The sequence below is a fragment of the Pandoraea sp. PE-S2T-3 genome, from assembly GCF_002179965.1.
In the GTDB taxonomy this organism is placed as follows: domain Bacteria; phylum Pseudomonadota; class Gammaproteobacteria; order Burkholderiales; family Burkholderiaceae; genus Pandoraea.
On sequence record NZ_NGUQ01000012.1, the window covers coordinates 1 to 18,934 of the forward strand.

Genomic DNA, 18,934 nt, shown 5'->3' on the forward strand with positions numbered 1-18,934 from the left:
TAAGAAAGCAGCCGTCAAGAAAGTCGCCGCCAAGAAGCCGGTAGCCAAGAAGGCAGCAGTGAAGAAGGTTGCTGCCAAGAAGCCGGCTGCCAAGCCTGCTGCGAAGAAGGCTGCTGCGAAGAAGCCGGCTGCCAAGAAGCCTGCCGCTGCTGCGAAGAAGCCCGCTGCCAAGCCGGCCGCTAAGCCGGCTGCTGCCAAGAAGCCTGCTGTGAAGAAGGCTGTCGTGAAGAAGGTTGCCAAGCCTGCTGCGGCTCCCGCAGCAGCACCGGCAGCCGCTCCGAAGACGGCACTGAACCCGGCAGCTGCATGGCCGTTCCCGACCGGCAGCCGTCCGTAATTCGAGTGCTGACGCAGGGACCAAGACACTTAGGTGTCTTTTGACCGAGTAGTCCTACTCGATCAGAAACCCGCTGTGACGCGAGTCGCCACAGCGGGTTTTTTCATGGGCGAACGAACAGCGAGTGTGTGAGTGCAGAAATGCAAACGGGCGACCTGTGGTCGCCCGCTGCATGGACTTGAATTGCGCTCAGAGCGTCGTGGTGGCGCTCGCGAGTCTTGCCGTCTTCCTGATGCCTTAGTGCGTCACGCGCGTCACACCGCCGCTCGAGAGCAGGCGTACGCGCTGGCCCGGCTGGAACGCATCGTCGGCATCCTGCGTGATGGCACGCAACTCACCGTTGTCGAGTCGCACGGTGATCTCCAGCCCCGCCTTCTTGCTCATGCGGTTCTCGACGGCTTGCCCGGCAACTGCGCCGAGCAGACCGCCGATGATGCCCGTGGCAATCGAGCCGCGACCGCCACCGATGGCGCTGCCACCGATCGCACCCAGTGCGCCGCCGCCGACAACACCGAGCACGCCCGGATCGCCGTTGCTGCTATCGATCGTCACCGGACGAACCGATTCGACCGTGCCCATGCGAACGACTTGTTCGCGTTGTGCCTGGCGGCTGTTGTAGACGCTTGCGGAATTGCTCGGGCCGAACGCCGTGCAGGCGGACAGCATGAGCGATGCCGTGACGGTGAGAACTACGAGCGGTGTGGTCAGTCGTGCCATCGTTAATATCCTGAAATCATTCGAAGCGGTGGCCGAACGCTTCTTCATATTGCGCGTCGATGTCGGCGCGCGTCGGTGCATAGGTCTGCGGGCCCTGCTCGGCAATCTTGAGCGAACCCATCAGGCTGGCCAGTCGGCCAGTGGTCGGCCAGTCGAGACCCTTTTCGATGCCATAGAGCAACCCGCCACGGAACGCGTCGCCGCATCCGGTCGGATCGACGACTCGCTTGGCTTTCACAGCAGGAATGTCGTGCTGCTCACCGCCGGCGAAGATCAGGGCCCCGTGTTCTCCGCGCGTGACGATCAGTGCCTCGACTCGCGACTGGAGGTCTTCCAGCGACCAACCGGTCTTGGAGGCGAGGAGCTTGGCTTCGTAGTCGTTGACCGCCAGATAAGTGGCAAGTTCCACGATGCGGCGCAGTGTCTCGGACGAGAGAATCGGCAGGCCCTGGCCCGGATCGAACACGAACGGGACGCCGGCGGCGGCAAACCCTTCGGCGTGCGCAAGCATCGCATCGGGGCCATCGGGTGCCACGATGCCGAGCGTCGCGCCCTTCACGTCGCTCACGTGGTTTTGTGCCGAGAACATCATCGCGCCCGGGTGGAAGGCCGTGATCTGGTTGTTATCCAGATCGGTGGTGATCATCGCGTTGGCCGTCATGCTGTCGGGCACCGTGCGCACGAACTCGGTGGTCATGCCGAGCGAGCTGAAGCGCTCGAGGTAGGCGCCGCCGTCTTCGCCGACCGTGGCCATCACCGTGGGCGAGCCGCCGAGCAGATGCAGGCTGTAGCCGATGTTGCCCGCGCAGCCGCCGAAGTTGCGGCGCATGGTCGGCACCAGGAAGCTCACGTTCAGGATGTGCACCTGGTCGGGCAGGATGTGCTCGCCGAAGCGGCCTTCGAACGTCATGATGTTGTCGTAGGCGAGCGAGCCGCAGATCACGGTAGTCACGAGATGATTCCTTGCTAGTAGTCAGAGGGGCACGGCGGCACGGCAGCCGGACGGCAATGTGCCGGCGCAGGCGCCGGCACGGGTCATGCAATTGGCCATCACGGATGATGGCCGGTGAACTACCGGCTTACGCCAGCGCAGCCAGTGCGGCGTCGTAGTTCGGTTCGTTCTTGATCTCGGGCACGAGTTCGGCGTGCACGACGCGGTTCTCGGCATCGAGCACCACCACGGCGCGGGCGCTCACGCCGGCGAGCGGGCCGGTCGTGATAGCGACGCCGTAGTCCTTCAGGAACTCACGGCCGCGCATGGTCGAGAGCGTGACGACGTTGTTCAGGCCTTCGGTCGCGCAGAAGCGGCTCATGGCGAACGGCAGGTCGGCCGAGATCACGAGCACGACAGTGTTCTCAAGCTTGCCGGCGGCTTCGTTGAACTTGCGGGTCGAGGTGGCGCAGGTCGGCGTGTCGAGGCTCGGCACGATGTTCAGAACCTTGCGTTTGCCCGCGAAGTCGTCGAGCGTGACGTCCTGCAATTTGGCATTGACCAGCTTGAGCGCCGGTGCAGTTTGCCCTTTTTGCGGGAACTGGCCGTCGACTTCGATGGGGTTGCCCCCGAGGGTGACTTGGGACATTGATATCTCCTAGTGTTGAGTGCGGCAGCGCTATCAGGGATAAAACGCGAGTACCCGATAGTTACTGGCAAGCGCTGCTTGCGCCGACAATCGTAACCGAATCGTGCGTTCGTTGTGCGGTGCAAGGCCCGCATCGCGCAACGCGCCGTCGGCAACATAATCGCCCGCAGCAAAAACGCGTCGCACGACCGGCTTGCCGTCGATATCCGAGAGCGTGAGTTCGAGCGATGGCCACGCGACGGCGTGACCGGCATCGTTGCGCATGAACACGGTCAGCGTCATCGGCACACTGTCGGCCGGGACGGTAGCGTCTGCCGAGGCGTCGCTCGCGGCGGCGATGGTCGCAGCTGTCGCGGTGTCGGCAACGCCGTTGTTATTGGTCGCGTCGGGGGCGCTGCTGTCGTCGGTCACCAGCGTGACGCTCGAGAGTTGCAGCATGTCCGGCTGACGTGCGGGCGCGATGGCGATGTGCAGCGGCCGTCCGACGGTGGCGAACGCGTCGCGCAGCGCGGGGAAGCGGTCGACGAGCGCCGCGCGTTCGATCCAAGCCCACTGCGCGAGCAGGCCGATGACCGCCAGCGTGATCAGCACGCGCCAGATGACGCGGGCGGCACCCGGCGGCTTTTCGGCAGGTGCGATGGCCGATGCGCCCGCGAGCTTTGCGCTGGCCGGTATCGCCGTTGGTGCAGGTAATACGGTGGGATCGTCGTCGATATAGCGGCCCGGGCCGTGCTGCATCTGCGCACGGCTCTCGTCGGGGGTGCCGAGCAGTGCTGCGATGGCCGTAGGCGTCAGCATCTCGGGCACGGACATGCGTGCTGCCGAGGCTTCGCTTTCGATATCGTCAGCGCTCGTGGTGTCGGCGGGTTCGTTGGCGGCACCGTCGCTCGCTGCCGCGCTCGAGTCTGATGCTGCCGAAATGGCCTCGTCGTCTCCCTCTCCCGGCGGTTCACAGAGATACGCGCGCCCGTCGAACACTTCACGGCAGTGGCCGCAGCGCACCAGGCCGTCGCGCAGCTTGAGCTGGTCGGCGACGACGCGAAAGACTGTGTGGCAGTGAGGGCAGCGGGTAGCCAGAACGCGCGGGGATAGGGTCATGGGACTCGGCGCGTTGTGAGCGCTTTAACTGGCGGCCTGCCCGTGCAGGCAGACCCAGCCGTCGTGTGCGCGCCAGACCGACATCTTCATATAGGGCGCGTAAGCGGCGATCACCTCGTCGGCCTGCCGCTCCAGCACGCCCGAGAGCGCGAGCCGGCCACCGGGTGCCACACGCGAGGTGAGCATCGACGCGAGCAGCTTGAGCGGATTCGACAGGATGTTGGCGACCACGATGTTGAACTGACCGTCGCGCAGATCGTCGGGCAGGCCGTATTCGACCGGCGCGTGATTGCGCTCGCTGTTATAGCGTGCCGACTCGACCGCCTGCGGATCGATGTCGATGCCGACAACCGGATCGGCACCGCACTTGCGCGCAAGAATGGCCAGAATGCCCGAGCCGCAACCGTAATCGAGCAGCGACTGCCCGGCTTGCACGTGTTGCTCAAGCCATTCCATGCACAAACGCGTGGTCGGATGGCTGCCGGTGCCGAACGCAAGGCCCGGATCGAGTTCGAGAATGAGGGCGTCGGCATCGGGCGCATCGTGCCACGACGGCACGACCCAGATGCGCTCGCCGATCTGCATCGGCTCGAATTGCGATTGCGTCAGACGCACCCAGTCCTGATCTTCGACGTCGCGCACCGTGAAGGCCGGCGACTCGGACAGGTTGAGTTCGTTGACGGCCGCCGCGAGCAGCACGGCGGCGTCCTGATCTTCCCCCACCAGCGCGACCACGCGCGAGCGCTGCCACGCGGTGTCCGGCGGGGTGAGACCCGGCTCGCCGAACATCGGTTGCTCGTCGGGGGTGTCGGCATCCGCGTCTTCCACGGAGACCGACAGGACACCCAGGTCGATCAGGGTGTCCGACAGGGCCTCAGCTTGTGCGCGGGCAACTTCCACGACGAGTTCACGATACATAGGGCGAGGACTTCCTTACAGATGAACGGCTAAAAAACGGCTTAATTACCGCCGACGGCAGACTTCTGCGCCAGCTTGTGTTCCAGATAGTGAATGCTCGTGCCGCCTTCGACGAACTTGGCGTCGAGCATCATTTCCCGGTGCAGCGGAATGTTGGTCTGGATACCTTCGATCACGATTTCCGACAGCGCCACACGCATGCGGCGGATGGCCTGGTCGCGCGTGGCGCCGTAGGCGATCAGCTTGCCGATCATCGAGTCGTAGTTCGACGGCACGAAGTAACCGTTGTAAGCATGCGAGTCGACGCGAATGCCCGGGCCGCCGGGCATGTGCCAGGCGGTGATGCGGCCCGGTGACGGCGTGAACTTGTACGGATCTTCGGCGTTGATACGGCATTCGATCGCGTGACCCTGGAACTGGATGTCGCGCTGACGCAGAGCGAGCTTCTCGCCGGCCGCGATGCGGATCTGTTCCTGCACGATGTCCACGCCCGTGATCATTTCGGTCACCGGGTGTTCGACCTGCACGCGCGTGTTCATTTCGATGAAGTAGAACTCACCGTTTTCGAACAGGAATTCGAACGTGCCGGCACCGACGTAGCCCATCTTCTTGCAGGCGTCGGCGCAACGATCGCCAATGCGCTCGATCAGACGGCGCGCAATCAGCGGTGCGGTGGCTTCTTCGATCACCTTCTGGTGGCGGCGCTGCATGGAGCAGTCACGCTCGCCCAGCCAGATGGCGTTCTTGTGCTTGTCGGCGAGCACCTGGATTTCAATATGGCGCGGGTTCTCGAGGAACTTCTCCATATAGACTTCCGGGTTGTTGAACGCCCGGCCGGCTTCTTCGCGCGTCATGTTGACCGCGTTCACGAGCGCCGCTTCCGTGTGCACCACGCGCATGCCGCGACCACCGCCGCCGCCTGCTGCCTTGATGATCACCGGATAGCCGATCTGGCGTGCAATGCGCACGATTTCCTTCGGATCGTCGGCGGGCAATGCGCCTTCCGAACCCGGTACGCAGGGCACGCCGGTCTTGATCATGGTCTGCTTGGCCGAAACCTTGTCGCCCATCAGGCGAATGGTGTCGGGGCGCGGGCCGATGAAGGTGAAGCCCGATTGCTCGACGCGCTCGGCGAAGTCGGCGTTCTCGGAGAGGAAACCATAGCCCGGGTGGATGGCCTGAGCGTCGGTGACCTCGGCGGCGCTGATGAGCGCCGGCATGTTCAGGTAGCTGAGCTGCGACGGGGCCGGGCCGATACACACGGCTTCGTCGGCGAGCTTGACGTACTTGGCTTCCTTGTCGGCTTCGGAATAGACGACAACGGTCTTGATGCCCAATTCCTTGCACGCACGCTGGATGCGCAGAGCAATTTCGCCGCGATTGGCGATGAGGATTTTTTCAAACATTTTGTGCAGTCCTGCCCGTAGGGGTAAGGAGCGGGGCCGGACACCCGGCGGTGCGGTGCGGGTGAGCCGCAGTCCGCAACAACGCGTGCGCGTCCGGCAACTGGCTTTAGCCGATCACGAACAGCGGCTGACCGTATTCCACAGCCTGACCGTTCTCGACGAGGATTTCCTTGATCACGCCGGCTTTGTCCGACTCGATCTCATTGAGCAGCTTCATCGCTTCGATGATGCACAGCGTCTGGCCTTCCTTGACCGAGTCGCCCACTTGCGCGAACGCGTCGGCGCCCGGCGACGGGGCACGGTAGAACGTACCGACCATCGGCGAGGTCACGATATGACCTTGCGGCACAGCCGGTGCCACCGGCGCGACGGGGGCCGTCGGGATGCCGGCGGGACCTTGCGCACTCATTTGCGGGGCGACCGGCATGGCCATCTGCATCGGGGCGGCGATCAGTTGCGGCGGTGCCTTGACGATGCGGACCTTGCCTTCGCCTTCGGTGACTTCGAGTTCGGAAATACCCGATTCGGCCACGAGGTCGATCAACGTCTTGAGTTTGCGCAAATCCATGAAGGAAGCTCCTTGATTCGGTATCGACGCGGGAACAGCGTCCCGCGATGGGAAATAGGGGATGAGAGGACTACCCGCCGGTGAGCCGGTGCAGGGCAAATTCGAGTGCATAGGTATACCCGCGCCAGCCCAGGCCGCAGATCACACCTTGTGCAATATCGGAAAAATACGAGTGATGCCGGAAGGCCTCGCGGGCATGGACGTTCGAGAGGTGAACTTCGACGAACGGGATGCCAACGCCCGCCAGCGCGTCGCGAATTGCCACGCTCGTGTGGGTATAGGCCGCGGGGTTGATGACGATGAAGTCGATCGATTCACCGCGCGCTGCCTGAATCCGGTCAACCAGTGCGCCTTCGTGATTGGTTTGAAACGTCGCCAGCTCGGCACCGGCCGCCTGGGCCTGTGCCAGCAAGGCATTGTCGATGTCGGCCAGCGTCGTGCGGCCATACACCGCCGGCTCGCGAGTACCGAGCAGGTTCAGGTTAGGACCGTGTAGCACGAGAATGCGGTGAGGCATCGGCGAATCAAATTTCACGAAATTGGGCGCAATTAAACGCCAGTTGGTGGATTTTGTCCAGTGGGGCGAAAATCGGCACCGTATTATGCGGGTTTCCGGGGTGTTCGTCCCGACCGCCGCAGGGCCGTCCGTTCGGGCGGCCCGGACAAGCGGGGTCAGATGAGCGGTTTGAGCGCCGCGCGCACTTCGTCGGAGGTAATCCGGCCGAGTTTCTGATAGTGCATGCGCCCTTGGGCGTCGACCACCACGGTAAACGGCAGGGCGCCGGCCTTGTTACCCAGCGCCCGCGCCAGATCGGTGCCCGCGTAGCCTGCCACGAGCAGGGGGTAATCGACCTTCACTTTTTGCTCGAAGGCGATCATGTTCTGCGCCGTATCGATGCCGATCCCGACGAATTGGACGTTCTTCGCCGCATATTCCTGAGACAAGGCGGCCAATTCCGGCATCTCTTCTACGCACGGGCCGCACCACGGTGCCCAGAAGTTGATGACGAGCGTCTTGCCGCGCCATTGCGATACCGGCTGTTCGGTGCCGGTCAGATCGGGCAGCCGGGTCGCGAGCAGTTGGGCGACGGCGGCGTCGGACGTGTCCGCGGCTTGCTGATTGCGGTGACCGAGCCAGAAGCCGGCCCCGAGCCCCACGAGCGCCAGTACCACCAGGATGACGATGCGTTTTGTCATAACGGGAAGGGAAAAATCACGCTGAGTAGACAATAGCCGGGAAACGGCTGACAAATATGGAGAAGATGTGGCGATGTTGACGCGATGTGGTGACCTGCCGCGTCAGTATTCGCGTTCGTCCGCGCGAGCCTGACCGGGGGTGCCGGTGGCACTGGGCGCCTCGGTTGCCCGCGTCAGCGTGGCTTGTGCCTCGGCGGCCATCAATGCGCGCAAGCCGTTGGCGTCAGTGCGTGCTGGGCGGCCATTGCCGTCGCTCGTCTTGAGCGCGCCGCGCATGTCGTCGAGCGAGTAAAGCGACAGGTGCACACCCGCCGGGTCGCCCCGCTGACCGCGTTGGCGCCACAGGAAACTCAGCGTCTCGACCATGCCCCGTCCATTGAAGTGACGGGACTCGGAGACCTCGTAATCGATCCCCCGGTTCAGGAGGTCGATGGCGACTTCCTTCGGGTTATCGCAAAAAGCCTGCAAGTAGATATCAGATAGCGCCGTGGCCGTGCCGTTGTAGACCGCGCCAGCTATATAAGGGCGATAGCGGGCCAGCTCGTCCATGACGTTCAGGGCGGCTTCGCGCAGGTGAGCCAGCTCGGCAGGTTGCGTGTCCGACATGAATATCTGGACGTACTCGCGCACTTCCGCTTCGATCTGGTCGTTATCCGGCAGCAATTCACCCGCAATGCGAGTCTCGCCCGTCACCTGTTTCGCTGCCTTGCGCTTGGCGGTGGCATAGTCGGCCCCCTCCTCGGCGATGAGGCGAGCGGCTGCCAGCGCGATTTCTTCGCGCAGGCGTTGGGCATCGGTCCAGGATTTACGTGTCATGCGGCCGATGATACCCGAAAGGCGTGTCCGGCCGCCTGCCGGGCGCGGCAAGCGTTTGGGGACCCATCCGATGCCTATCCAAGACTGCGCCCGGGCCACCCGCGTCACGTGGCAGGTACAATGTAGCCCTCGGTTATCCGCACTCCCATTTCCCGCACGGGCGCCGCCCGTCCTCATCAGCTCCCCATCCATGCATATTCATATTCTTGGCATCTGCGGCACGTTCATGGGCGGTCTGGCAGTCCTGGCGCGTCAGGCCGGTCACACCGTCACCGGTTGCGACGCCAATGTCTACCCGCCGATGAGCACGCAACTTGAGGCGCAGGGCATCAAGCTGATCGAGGGCTTCGATGCGGATCAGGTCTCGCTCAAGCCCGATCTGTTCGTGATCGGCAACGTGGTTTCGCGCGGCAATCCGCTGATGGAAGAGATCCTGAACCGGAATCTTCCCTATACCTCGGGCCCACAGTGGCTCGGCGAGCACGTCCTTTCGAACAAGTGGGTGCTGGCCGTGGCCGGCACGCACGGCAAGACCACCACCACATCAATGCTGGCGTGGATTCTGGAAGACGCCGGCTATCACCCGGGCTTTCTCGTGGGCGGGGTGCCGATGAACTTCGGCATTTCGGCGCGCCTGACCGAGAGCGACTTCTTCGTGATCGAGGCCGACGAGTACGACACCGCATTCTTCGACAAGCGCTCGAAGTTCGTTCACTACCACCCGCGCACGGCCATCCTGAACAACCTTGAGTTCGATCACGCCGATATCTTCCCGGATCTGACGGCAATCGAGACGCAATTCCATCATCTGGTGCGTACCGTGCCGGGTCAGGGCCGTCTGATCGTCAACGGTCGCGAGCCGGCGCTCGAGCGCGTGCTGGCGCGTGGCTGCTGGAGTGAAGTCGAGCGCTTTGGCGTGAGCGACGGCTGGCATGTCGCCCAAGCGACCGAAACGCTGGCCCCGGGGCAGGAAGCGTTTTGGGTACACCACGGCCAGCCGGCTGCCGGCGAGGTGAAATGGGCGCTTCAGGGCGAACACAACCGGATGAATGCGCTGGCGGCGATTGCTGCGGCGCGTCACGTCGGTGTGCCGCCCGAGCAGGGCGCGGCCTCGCTTGCCAAGTTCGAAAACGTAAAGCGCCGCATGGAAGTGCGCGGCGTGGCCGCAGGCGTCACCGTCTATGACGACTTCGCGCACCACCCCACCGCCATCCAGACCACACTTGCCGGTTTGCGCCGCCGTGCCGGCGAGGCCCGTATTCTGGCTGTGCTCGAACCGCGCTCGAATACGATGAAGCTGGGCGTGATGAAGGCGCAATTGCCTGCGAGTCTGGCCGACGCCGATCTCGTGTTCGGCTATGGCGCCCCGAGTGGCAAGGATTCGCTGGGCTGGAATCTGGCCGAGGCGCTGGCGCCGCTCGGCGCACGGGGTCAGGCCTTCAGCGACATCGACGGGCTCGTCCGTGCCGTGGTGGCGGCGGCCCAGCCGGGCGATCAGGTGGTGGTCATGAGCAACGGCGGCTTCGGCGGTATTCATCAGAAATTGCTCGATGCGCTGGCCGCGCGCGCCTAAGCTTGGCTTCATGACTCCCTCGATGTCCGCTTGCGCCACCGACAGACAAGTTTTCCGGAGCCTCACATGATTCTCTATTTGCACGGCTTCCGTTCCTCGCCGCGTTCGTTCAAGGCGCAGTTGATGGCCGCCCGCATGCACAAGCTTGGGCTCGGGCATGTCTGGGCCTGCCCGCAACTGCCGCCGTCACCGCTCGCGGCGGTTGTTGATGCGCAGCGTCTGCTTACCGGCGTGGACCCGGACGACCTGACCATCGTTGGCAGCTCGCTCGGCGGGTACTACGCGACCTATCTGGCCGAGAAGCTCGGCTGCCGCGCCGTGTTGCTCAATCCGGCCACGCGTCCGTACGAAGACCTCGGCAAGTGGCTCGGCGAACAGCCGATGTGGCACGGCGGCGGCACCATCGTTGTGGAGCCGCGTCATCTGGACGAATTGCGCATGATCGACGTCGCACAGATCACGCGTCCGGAGCGCTACTACCTGGTGGCCGCCACGGGCGATCAGACGCTGGACTACCGCGACATGGTCGCGAAAATTCCCGGTGCCAGGCTCACGTTGATTGAGGGCAGCGATCACGGGATTTCCGATTTTGTCGACTATATGGACGATGTGCTGCGTTTCGCCGGCATCGATGTGCCGGCGTCCATTGGCACGTCCGCCGCATTTGCCGGGGAATAATGACTCACCGCAGCGACGAACGGCGGCAAAACCTGCCGATGGTGTCGACGATGCGCGCGTTCCCTTTCTGCCCTAAACCGCCGCACGTCGGCGGGCTACAATGTCGCCTATTGCGATCGATGGCTGTTTCATGAACATTTTTTTTGAGGAATCCGGCGGCTTCAAGGCCGGCACGGTGTTGTCGCAGCAGGGCGAGTCGTATCAGGTGGAGCTGCCGGGCGGACGTCGCAGCAAGATCAAGGGACGCGATGTCCTCTTGCGCTTCGAGTCCCCCGCGCCGGCCGAGTTGATCGTGCAAGCGCAGGCGGCATCGCAGGATATCGACATGAGTTTCCTGTGGGAGTGCGCGCCGGCCGAGGAATTCGCGTTCCCGGTGCTCGCTGGCGAGTACTTTGGCGAAGGGGCGAGCGTCGCGCAGCAAGCGGGCCTCGCGCTCGCCTTGCAGGCCTCGCCGATCTACTTCCGCCGCAAGGGCCGCGGCCAATATCAACGCGCACCGCAGGAACAGATTCAGGCGGCGCTCGCCGGGCTGGCACGCAAGCAACAGCAGGCCGAGTTGCAGGCCAGCTACGCTGACCAACTGATCGCGGGCACGTTGCCCGATGCGCTCAAGGGCAAGGAGCTGCAACTGCTGTTCCGCCCCGACAAGAACGCCATCGAATGGAAGGCCCTCGACGCGGCCGCCAGTGCCCTCGGCAAGACGCAGGCGGAAGTGATGCTGGCCTGTGGCGGCATTGCGTCGCCGCGCGCCTATCACGAGGCGGCGTTCCTGTATGAGTACTTCCCGCGCGGCACGGGCTTCCCCGATGTGGGACCGACGCCGGTGCCGACGGAAGACCTGCCGCTGGCGGATGTTCAGGCGTTCTCCATCGACGACTCCACCACGACCGAAATCGACGACGCGCTGTCGGTGCAACTGCTGCCCGAGGGGTTGCTGCGCGTGGGGATTCACATTGCCGCGCCTGCGTTGGGTATCACGCGTGGCGACGTCGTCGACGAGATCGCGCGTGTGCGCCTGTCGACGGTCTATGCGCCGGGCGAGAAGATCACGATGCTGCCCGACTCGGTGGTCGAGACTTATACGCTCGCCGAAGGCGGTGCCCGGCCGGCGCTGTCGCTGTATGTCGTGGTCAAGGCCGACACCTACGAGATCGTCACCACCGAGACGCGTGCCGAACTGGTGCCGATCTCCGCGAATCTGCGCCATAACGAACTCGATTCGATCATTACGGCCGAGACGCTGGCCGATGGCAGCGGCGAGTATCCGCATAAGGAAGAACTGCGCCTGCTGTGGCCGTTCGCACAATCGCTGTACGACAAGCGTCAGGCCGCGCGCGTGGGCTACGGCCTGCGCCCGGAAGTGCAGAACAAGACCGACTTCAATTTCTACGTCGACGGCGAACACGTCACGATCAAGCAACGCATGCGTGGCGCGCCGCTCGATCTGATCGTGGCCGAGATGGCGATTCTGGCGAACAGCCGGTGGGGCCGCTTGCTGGCCGACTGCGGCGTGCCGGGGATCTACCGCGCACAGCGTGCCTACGGGGTGAACCGTACGCGTATGCAGACCTCGCCGGCGCCGCACGAAGGGCTTGGTGTGGAGCAGTACGCATGGAGCACCTCGCCGCTGCGTCGCTACGTCGATCTGGTCAATCAATGGCAATTGCTGGCGTGCGTGCGTCATGGCGTGACGGCCAAACTGGCCGCGCCTTTCAAGCCGAAGGACGCCGATCTCTACGTCACCGTGTCGAGCTTCGAAGCCGCATACGCGGCGTATGCCGAGCACCAGAGCCGCATGGAGCGGTACTGGTGCCTGCGCTGGCTGTTGCAAGAGAACAAATCGCAGGTGCAGGCGAGCGTGCTCAAGGGCGACACCGTGCGCCTGAACGATGTGCCGCTCACGCTCGTCGTGCCGGGTCTCGCGCCGCATGCCCGCGGCACGCAGATCATGCTCGACGTGCTCTCGCTGGATGTGGTCACGCTGGGCATTTCGGTGCGCGTGTCGCAAGTGCTCGACGCCAGCCAGTCGGTGCTGGCGGAAGAGGAAGATGACGGCGACGGTGGCGAAGGCAACGAAGACGGCGGTAACGGTAACGGTGCATCGGGTGATGTCGACGGTAGCGCTGACGGCAATGCCGACGGCGGTGCGTCCGATGCGGCCGATGTCGAGTCGGACGACGATGCCGAGGGTAATGCCGACAACGCCGACAACGCCGACGATGATGACGGCGTTGCCGTGATGGCCGCGGACGCTTCGGGCACCGCCCAAGCCGTCCAAGCCTCGGCGAACGCTGCGTGCTGAAACCGGCTGTCGCGTCCGGCGATCTGGCCGCGGCTCGCCGCCGCGGCTGGGTCATCGTGCGCGAGCATCCGCTCGCCACGGGACTGATCATCTCCGCCATCGTGCATTTGATCGCACTGGCGGTGCATTTCGTCGCGCCCGACAGCTTTCGGCTGCACAGTGCCGACACCCCGCTCGAAGTCGTTCTCGTCAATGCTAAGTCGGCCAATGCGCCCGACAAAGCCACCGCGCTCGCCCAAGCCAACCTCGTGGGCGGTGGCGAGCACGATGGCGAACGCGCGACCTCGCCCCTGCCGTCACGCGAAGCCGAGCGCGACGGTGCACCTGTCGCCCAAGTCCAGCGCAACGTGAGCGAACTGGAGGCCGTGCAGGAAAAGCTCCTCTCGCAATTGCGAAGCCAGTACGCCGCCGTGCCCGAGTCGCAGCGCAGCCGTGCCAACGCCGCGCAAAATGGCCGAGGGCAGGACGATCAGACCGTCGACCAGCAGATTGCCCGGTTGCAGGCGGAAATCGACAAGCAACTGCGCGCGTATCAGACGCGTCCGAAACGCGGTCAGGTCACCGCCAATACGCGCGAAGTGGCCTATGCACGCTATTTCGATACGCTGCGCCATCGCATCGAGCGCTACGGCACGGACCACTTCCCGCAGGTGGGTAATGACCGCTTGTACGGTGAATTGATCGTCACGCTCAACGTCAATCAGCGCGGCGGACTCGGTTATCACAAGGACGGCTGGGACGTGCAGGGCGTGGAAATTACCCACAGCTCCGGCAACCGGGACCTCGACCGGCGTGCGGTGGCCATCGTGCAGGCCAGCGCGCCGTTCGGCGATTTTTCGCCGGAAATGAAGCAGCGTTACGACATTCTGGAAATCGTCACGCGCATGACGTTCTCGCGTCAGGGCGTGCAGGCGCAAACCCTTGCGTCCCCGGCGTCGGCCACCGACGCCACTGGCGGCAAAGCCTCGCCCTGAGGCCCTGCAAGGTAAAACTTTCCAATCCTTTTTATAATTTGGAAGTTTTTTCGAACAGGAAAGATCGCCATGAAATGGGTCCTCCTGGCGATCTTTGCTGCGTGCGCGGGGTATGTCCACCTGCGAGGTAAGATCCGCCATCGTTTTTTTCGCCAACTCTCCGATCACTCGACGTTTCTGTCGCCGTTGAACGTGTTCATGTACACGTTTTCGCGGGTCCCGACGACGCCGTATCTGACGCCGGACAACTTCCCCGAACTCGAACCCCTGCGTCAGCACTGGGAAGCCATTCGCGCGGCAGCCGGCTGGTGCGTCACCGCGATCCGTTTGCGGGGTCGTTGCGCTTTCACCTCGGGTTGGACACGCCGAACGACGACCGTTGCTTCATCGACGTGGACGGGCGGCGCTACAGCTGGCGCGACGGCGAGGGCGTGTTGTTCGACGAGACTTACATTCACTACGCCGAGAATCAGAGCGGTCGAAATCGGATCATTCTGTTCTGCGACGTGGAGCGGCCGATGCGATACCGCTGGACGCAGGCCGTGAACCGCTGGCTCGGGCGTCATCTGGTCGGTGCGGCAGCGTCGCCGAACGACGCGGGCGACCGGACCGGCGGGATCAACCGGGTGTTCAAGTATATTTATTCAATCCGCATCGTCGGCAAACGCCTCAAGGCGTGGAACCACTATGTGTACTATGCGGTGAAGTGGGCGCTGTTCGGGGGTATCGCGCTGTGGGTCTTCTGGTGATCCGCCGTCGCAGAAGTCCTGCCGGTATGGCCCGGTATGGCCCGGTTGGCGCTGTTGGCCCGATTGACTTGAAGGATTGATGCGCCGCACCGCATGACGCGCGAAGGCCGCCGCATGCGGTACGATCGGCGCACGATCCAATGCATTTTCCAAGCGGCGCCTGTGCGAAAGCCAGGCGCCGCGTCTTTGACTACGATGACAAACCACACACCGTCCGAGGCTGTCGAGCCTGCTGATCGCTACGCCGTGATCGGCCACCCGGTCGAACACAGCCAGTCGCCCTATATTCATGCCGAATTCGCGCGTGAGACGCAGCAGCACCTGACCTATGAGCGTCTGCTGGCGCCGCTCGATGCCTTTGCCGCCACCGTGCGTGCGTTCATCGAGAGCGGCGCACGAGGTGCCAACGTGACGGTGCCGTTCAAGCTGGAGGCGCATGCGCTGGCCGATCACCTGACCGAGCGTGCGCAGGCCGCCGGTGCGGTCAATACGCTGGTGTTCGACGCGCGCGGCATCACGGGCGACAACACGGACGGCGTGGGCTTGGTCCGCGATATCGAAGGGCCGCTCGGCGTGTCGCTGGCCGGCCGCCGCGTGCTGGTGCTCGGCGCTGGCGGCGCGTCACGTGGGGCGTTGCTGCCGTTGATCGGCGCCGGTCCTTCGCTGCTGTTCGTCGCGAATCGCACCGCCGCACGTGCGGACGAACTCGTTGCCCGCTTCTCCGAAGCCGCCCGCAATGCCGGCGTCAGCCTCGCCGGCGGTGGCTGGGGTGCGATTCCCACTGACTTCGACGTGATCGTCAACGCCACGGCGGGCAGCCTGCAAGGCGACGTGCCGCCATTGCCACCGGGCGTCTACGCGTCGGGCGCATTGGCTTACGACATGATGTACGGCGCGCATCCGACCGTGTTCATGACGCATGCGAGCGCGCATGGTGCGGCGAAGGTGGCCGATGGTCTGGGAATGCTCGTCGAGCAAGCCGCCGAAGCGTTTGCCGTGTGGCGCGGTGTGCGTCCGTCATCGGCAGCGACGCAGGCCGTGCGGGCTGCGCTGCGTGCGCGTCTCGTGGCCAAGGGCTGAGCGCGCCAGATGAGCGCCGTCCAGCGTCGCGCGCCGCGCACTGCTCGCAAACGTCGGTGGGGGCCATGGCAATGGACCGCCTACTTCGTGACGTTGCTCGTCGTGGGCATACTCGCCACGCAGCTCTATTACTTCCTGCAAATCGGCTGGTGGGTGCGCTTCAATCCGCAGTCGACGGCGTTCATGCGTGCTGCGGAGCAACGTTTGCGCGAGACCGATCCGAATGCGGCGCTCAAGCATGAGTGGGTGCCGTACGACCAGATTTCGCGCAATCTGAAGCGCGCGATCATCGCCAGCGAGGATGCCAACTTCGTCAATCACGACGGTTACGAGATCGATGCGATGCTCGGCGCGTGGGAGAAGAATCAGAAGAAGGGACACATCGTCGCCGGCGGCTCCACGATTTCGCAGCAACTCGCCAAGAACCTGTTTCTCTCGAGCGAGAAGAGCTATCTGCGCAAGGCGGAGGAGTTCAGCATCACGTGGATGCTCGAATTCTGGATGGACAAGCAGCGCATCTACGAGATCTATCTGAACTCGGTGGAGTGGGGCGAGGGGGTGTTCGGTGCCGAGGCGGCGGCGCGCTACTACTACGGTGTGCCCGCGTCGAAGCTGTCACCGTGGCAAGCGGCGCGTCTGGCGGTCATGCTGCCGCGGCCGCGCTACTTCGACACGCACCGCAACTCGCCCTATCTTGCGCAACGCGCGGGTGTGATTGCGCGGCGCATGGGGGCCGCAGAATTGCCGCAGTAGCGGCAATTCCGGTGATGCCGGCCGGCCGCGGTTCTCTCAGCGCGGCATGTCGGCCGGAATCTGCACGACAGTGCGGGTCGGGTACGGCAGTGAACAACCCACGCCTTCGACCGTTTCCTTCACGCTGCGCTGAAGATCCCAATAGAGTCCCCAGTAGTTGGAGAGCAGTGACCAGACGCGCACGTTCACGATCACCGAGCTGTCGCTCACCTGCTTGACCATGATTTCCGGCGCCGGCTTGTCGATCACGCGATCGTCCTGCACCACACGTTCGCGCAGGGCGTTCATGGCGGCATCGAGATCGTCGTCGAGCGCAATGCCGACGGTGATTTCCATGCGACGCGTTGCGTTGCGGCTGTAGTTCGTCACCGGTTGGCCCCAGATCTGGCTATTCGGCACGCAGACGTAGATCCCATCGGCATTGGTGAGCGTCGTGGTGAACAGGCCGATCTCCTCGACTGTGCCGGCCACCGCACTGCCCGCCGTGATGTAGTCGCCAATGCGAAATGGCCGCAGAAGCAGCAGCATCGTGCCCGCTGCAATGTTCTGCAAGGTGCCTTGCAACGCCAGCCCGATGGCGAGACCTGCCGCACCGAGTACCGCGATGATGCTGGCCGTTTGCACGCCGAACTGAGCCAGTACCGCGATCACGGTAATGATGCGTACCGACCATTGCACGATCGAGGCGAGCAGGGGCTTGAGCGTCGCGTCGAAATTCGGTGAACGTCCCAACGTCTTGCGAACGAAATTACCCAGTCGCGCGGCGATCCAGAACCCGATCAGCAGAATCAACACGGCCTGTATGAACGACAGGCCGTAATTCACCGCATTGGCAGTGAGAAACCCCATCACGGCATCGAACGACGCCAGGGGCGTGGTCACTTCTGTCATCTCTTCAACTCCCTGTCAGCAGACGTCTCGGAACGTCGATATCAAAATTGACGCAAAGTGCGTTAATTGGTTCTTCAAGTGTGCCGAGGCTGGCGGCGAATGGAAGCGATGGGGGCGATTTTGAGAATCGTCCTACACGGCAATGGGGCGTGCACTGACGCTGGCGGCACGGCGGCGGCGCTATCGTCACGCGAGTCCTGAGCCTTTGGGCGCCGCCCTTGGCGTGCCTCTCGCGTGCCTGTACACTTGGCGTCGCCGCGTAGCAGGGAGAATTCCGTTTGATCAATGCCTTCGTCATCCATAATGGCCGCCTGCAACAGGTGACCTGCGACCAACCAAGCGATCTGGCGAGCGTTTCGCCGGTCTGGGTCGATTTGCACAGTGAGTCGGAGGAAGAGCGCCGCTGGGTCGAAGAGGCCTACGGCGTGAAGTTGCCCACGCGCGACGAACTCACCGATATCGAAGCCTCGGCGCGATATTACGAAGACGATGGCGGCGTGTTGCACGTGCGCACCGATTTTCTGCTCGATGAAGAAGAGCAGTCGCGCAACGTGCCGGTCGCGTTCGTTGTGCTCAAAGATCTGCTGATTTCCATTCACGACGAAGACCTGCCGGTGTTCCGGCTCGTGCGCATGCGCGCCCGTATCCGGCCCGGTTCGGTACGCGACGCCATGGATGTGCTGCTCGACCTGTATTCGACCGATGCCGAGTATTCGGCCGACTCGCTCGAAGGCGTGTACGCGGCGCTCGAAGAGGTGAGCCGGCGCGTGCTGGGCAAGAACTTGACCGACGCGGATGCGGCCAAGGCACTCGAGAGCATTGCGGCCGAGGAAGATTTGAACGGGCGTATCCGGCGCAACGTGATGGACACACGACGCGCAGTGTCGTTTTTGATGCGCACGCGCATGCTCAAGGACGAGCAGTATCAGGAAGGCAAGCAGATCCTGCGTGACATCGAGTCGCTCGACAATCACACGGCGTATCTGTTCGACAAGATCAACTTCCTGATGGATGCCACCATCGGTTTCATCAACATCAACCAGAACAAGATCATCAAGATCTTCTCGGTGGCTGCGGTCGCGTTCCTGCCGCCGACGCTCATTGCCAGCATCTACGGCATGAACTTCCAGATGATGCCGGAGCTGCAATGGGAGGCGGGGTATCCGTTTGCGGTCGGCCTGATGATCCTGTCGGCCATCGCCCCGTTCCTGTATTTCCGTCATCGCGGCTGGCTCGACTGAGCCCGCGCGAGGGGGCGATAGGCGGGTTCCTGAGGTGTGGGGGCGGCAAGCAGGTA

18 protein-coding genes and 2 pseudogenes are annotated in these 18,934 nt (G+C 63.7%); 9 read left to right on the forward strand and 11 right to left on the reverse strand.

Annotated features, from left to right (window positions below):
• A pseudogene (locus CDV46_RS08495) lies at window positions 1-337 on the forward strand (histone); the annotation flags it as partial.
• Between the two features lie 237 nt (window positions 338-574).
• Here the strand turns inward: CDV46_RS08495 and CDV46_RS08500 are convergent.
• From CDV46_RS08500 to CDV46_RS08545, 10 genes are all read right to left on the reverse strand, one after another.
• Entirely contained in the window at window positions 575-1,054 is a 480-nt protein-coding gene (locus CDV46_RS08500) for a hypothetical protein (protein WP_058376160.1), read from the reverse strand.
• Between the two features lie 16 nt (window positions 1,055-1,070).
• Window positions 1,071-2,006 carry a carbohydrate kinase family protein gene (locus CDV46_RS08505; RefSeq protein ID WP_087686384.1) on the reverse strand — a complete coding sequence of 312 codons (936 nt, stop codon included), beginning with the start codon at window positions 2,004-2,006 and terminating at the stop codon, window positions 1,071-1,073.
• Between the two features lie 127 nt (window positions 2,007-2,133).
• On the reverse strand, window positions 2,134-2,634 hold the full coding sequence (gene tpx / locus CDV46_RS08510; RefSeq protein ID WP_087686385.1) for a thiol peroxidase: 501 nt from the start codon (window positions 2,632-2,634) through the stop codon (window positions 2,134-2,136).
• A 33-nt stretch (window positions 2,635-2,667) separates the two neighbouring features.
• Window positions 2,668-3,732 carry a DUF3426 domain-containing protein gene (locus tag CDV46_RS08515; protein WP_087722320.1) on the reverse strand — a complete coding sequence of 355 codons (1,065 nt, stop codon included), beginning with the start codon at window positions 3,730-3,732 and terminating at the stop codon, window positions 2,668-2,670.
• Between the two features lie 24 nt (window positions 3,733-3,756).
• Complete coding sequence (gene prmA / locus CDV46_RS08520; protein ID WP_087686387.1) at window positions 3,757-4,650, reverse strand: 50S ribosomal protein L11 methyltransferase; 894 nt, start codon at window positions 4,648-4,650, stop codon at window positions 3,757-3,759.
• A 41-nt stretch (window positions 4,651-4,691) separates the two neighbouring features.
• Complete coding sequence (gene accC, locus CDV46_RS08525; protein ID WP_058376155.1) at window positions 4,692-6,056, reverse strand: acetyl-CoA carboxylase biotin carboxylase subunit; 1,365 nt, start codon at window positions 6,054-6,056, stop codon at window positions 4,692-4,694.
• 106 nt (window positions 6,057-6,162) lie between these two features.
• On the reverse strand, window positions 6,163-6,624 hold the full coding sequence (gene accB, locus CDV46_RS08530) for an acetyl-CoA carboxylase biotin carboxyl carrier protein (RefSeq protein WP_087686388.1): 462 nt from the start codon (window positions 6,622-6,624) through the stop codon (window positions 6,163-6,165).
• A 70-nt stretch (window positions 6,625-6,694) separates the two neighbouring features.
• Entirely contained in the window at window positions 6,695-7,141 is a 447-nt protein-coding gene (aroQ, locus tag CDV46_RS08535) for a type II 3-dehydroquinate dehydratase (RefSeq protein WP_087722372.1), read from the reverse strand.
• 155 nt (window positions 7,142-7,296) lie between these two features.
• Entirely contained in the window at window positions 7,297-7,821 is a 525-nt protein-coding gene (locus tag CDV46_RS08540) for a TlpA family protein disulfide reductase (protein ID WP_087686389.1), read from the reverse strand.
• 102 nt (window positions 7,822-7,923) lie between these two features.
• Complete coding sequence (locus CDV46_RS08545) at window positions 7,924-8,637, reverse strand: UDP-N-acetylmuramate--alanine ligase (RefSeq protein WP_087722321.1); 714 nt, start codon at window positions 8,635-8,637, stop codon at window positions 7,924-7,926.
• Between the two features lie 190 nt (window positions 8,638-8,827).
• On the opposite strand from CDV46_RS08545, the gene mpl reads away from it, so the two are divergent.
• The 7 genes and pseudogenes from mpl to mtgA all read left to right on the forward strand — a co-directional run bounded on the left by mpl (window position 8,828) and on the right by mtgA (window position 16,746).
• Window positions 8,828-10,210: a UDP-N-acetylmuramate:L-alanyl-gamma-D-glutamyl-meso-diaminopimelate ligase gene (gene mpl, locus CDV46_RS08550; protein ID WP_087686390.1), complete on the forward strand. Its 1,383-nt coding sequence runs from the start codon at window positions 8,828-8,830 to the stop codon at window positions 10,208-10,210.
• Window positions 10,211-10,276: 66 nt separating this feature from the next.
• Window positions 10,277-10,888, forward strand: a complete 612-nt coding sequence (locus CDV46_RS08555; protein ID WP_087722322.1) for a YqiA/YcfP family alpha/beta fold hydrolase — start codon at window positions 10,277-10,279, stop codon at window positions 10,886-10,888.
• 130 nt (window positions 10,889-11,018) lie between these two features.
• Entirely contained in the window at window positions 11,019-13,190 is a 2,172-nt protein-coding gene (locus tag CDV46_RS08560; protein ID WP_087722373.1) for a ribonuclease catalytic domain-containing protein, read from the forward strand.
• Window positions 13,184-14,164, forward strand: a complete 981-nt coding sequence (locus CDV46_RS08565) for an energy transducer TonB family protein (protein ID WP_254915974.1) — start codon at window positions 13,184-13,186, stop codon at window positions 14,162-14,164. Before CDV46_RS08560 ends, CDV46_RS08565 begins: the two co-directional genes overlap by 7 nt.
• Window positions 14,165-14,233: 69 nt before the next feature.
• A pseudogene (locus CDV46_RS08570) lies at window positions 14,234-14,913 on the forward strand (aspartyl/asparaginyl beta-hydroxylase domain-containing protein).
• Window positions 14,914-15,108: 195 nt separating this feature from the next.
• Window positions 15,109-15,993, forward strand: a complete 885-nt coding sequence (gene aroE / locus CDV46_RS08575; protein WP_087722375.1) for a shikimate dehydrogenase — start codon at window positions 15,109-15,111, stop codon at window positions 15,991-15,993.
• Between the two features lie 9 nt (window positions 15,994-16,002).
• Window positions 16,003-16,746, forward strand: coding sequence for a monofunctional biosynthetic peptidoglycan transglycosylase (gene mtgA / locus CDV46_RS08580; protein ID WP_087686392.1), 744 nt, complete (start codon window positions 16,003-16,005; stop codon window positions 16,744-16,746).
• Window positions 16,747-16,782: 36 nt separating this feature from the next.
• Here the strand turns inward: mtgA and CDV46_RS08585 are convergent, their stop codons facing one another.
• Window positions 16,783-17,637 (reverse strand): mechanosensitive ion channel family protein, encoded by an 855-nt coding sequence (locus tag CDV46_RS08585; RefSeq protein WP_087722323.1) that lies wholly within the window; start codon window positions 17,635-17,637, stop codon window positions 16,783-16,785.
• Between the two features lie 278 nt (window positions 17,638-17,915).
• On the opposite strand from CDV46_RS08585, the gene corA reads away from it, so the two are divergent.
• Window positions 17,916-18,878, forward strand: a complete 963-nt coding sequence (corA, locus tag CDV46_RS08590) for a magnesium/cobalt transporter CorA (RefSeq protein ID WP_058376145.1) — start codon at window positions 17,916-17,918, stop codon at window positions 18,876-18,878.
• Window positions 18,879-18,934: the final 56 nt, after the last annotated feature.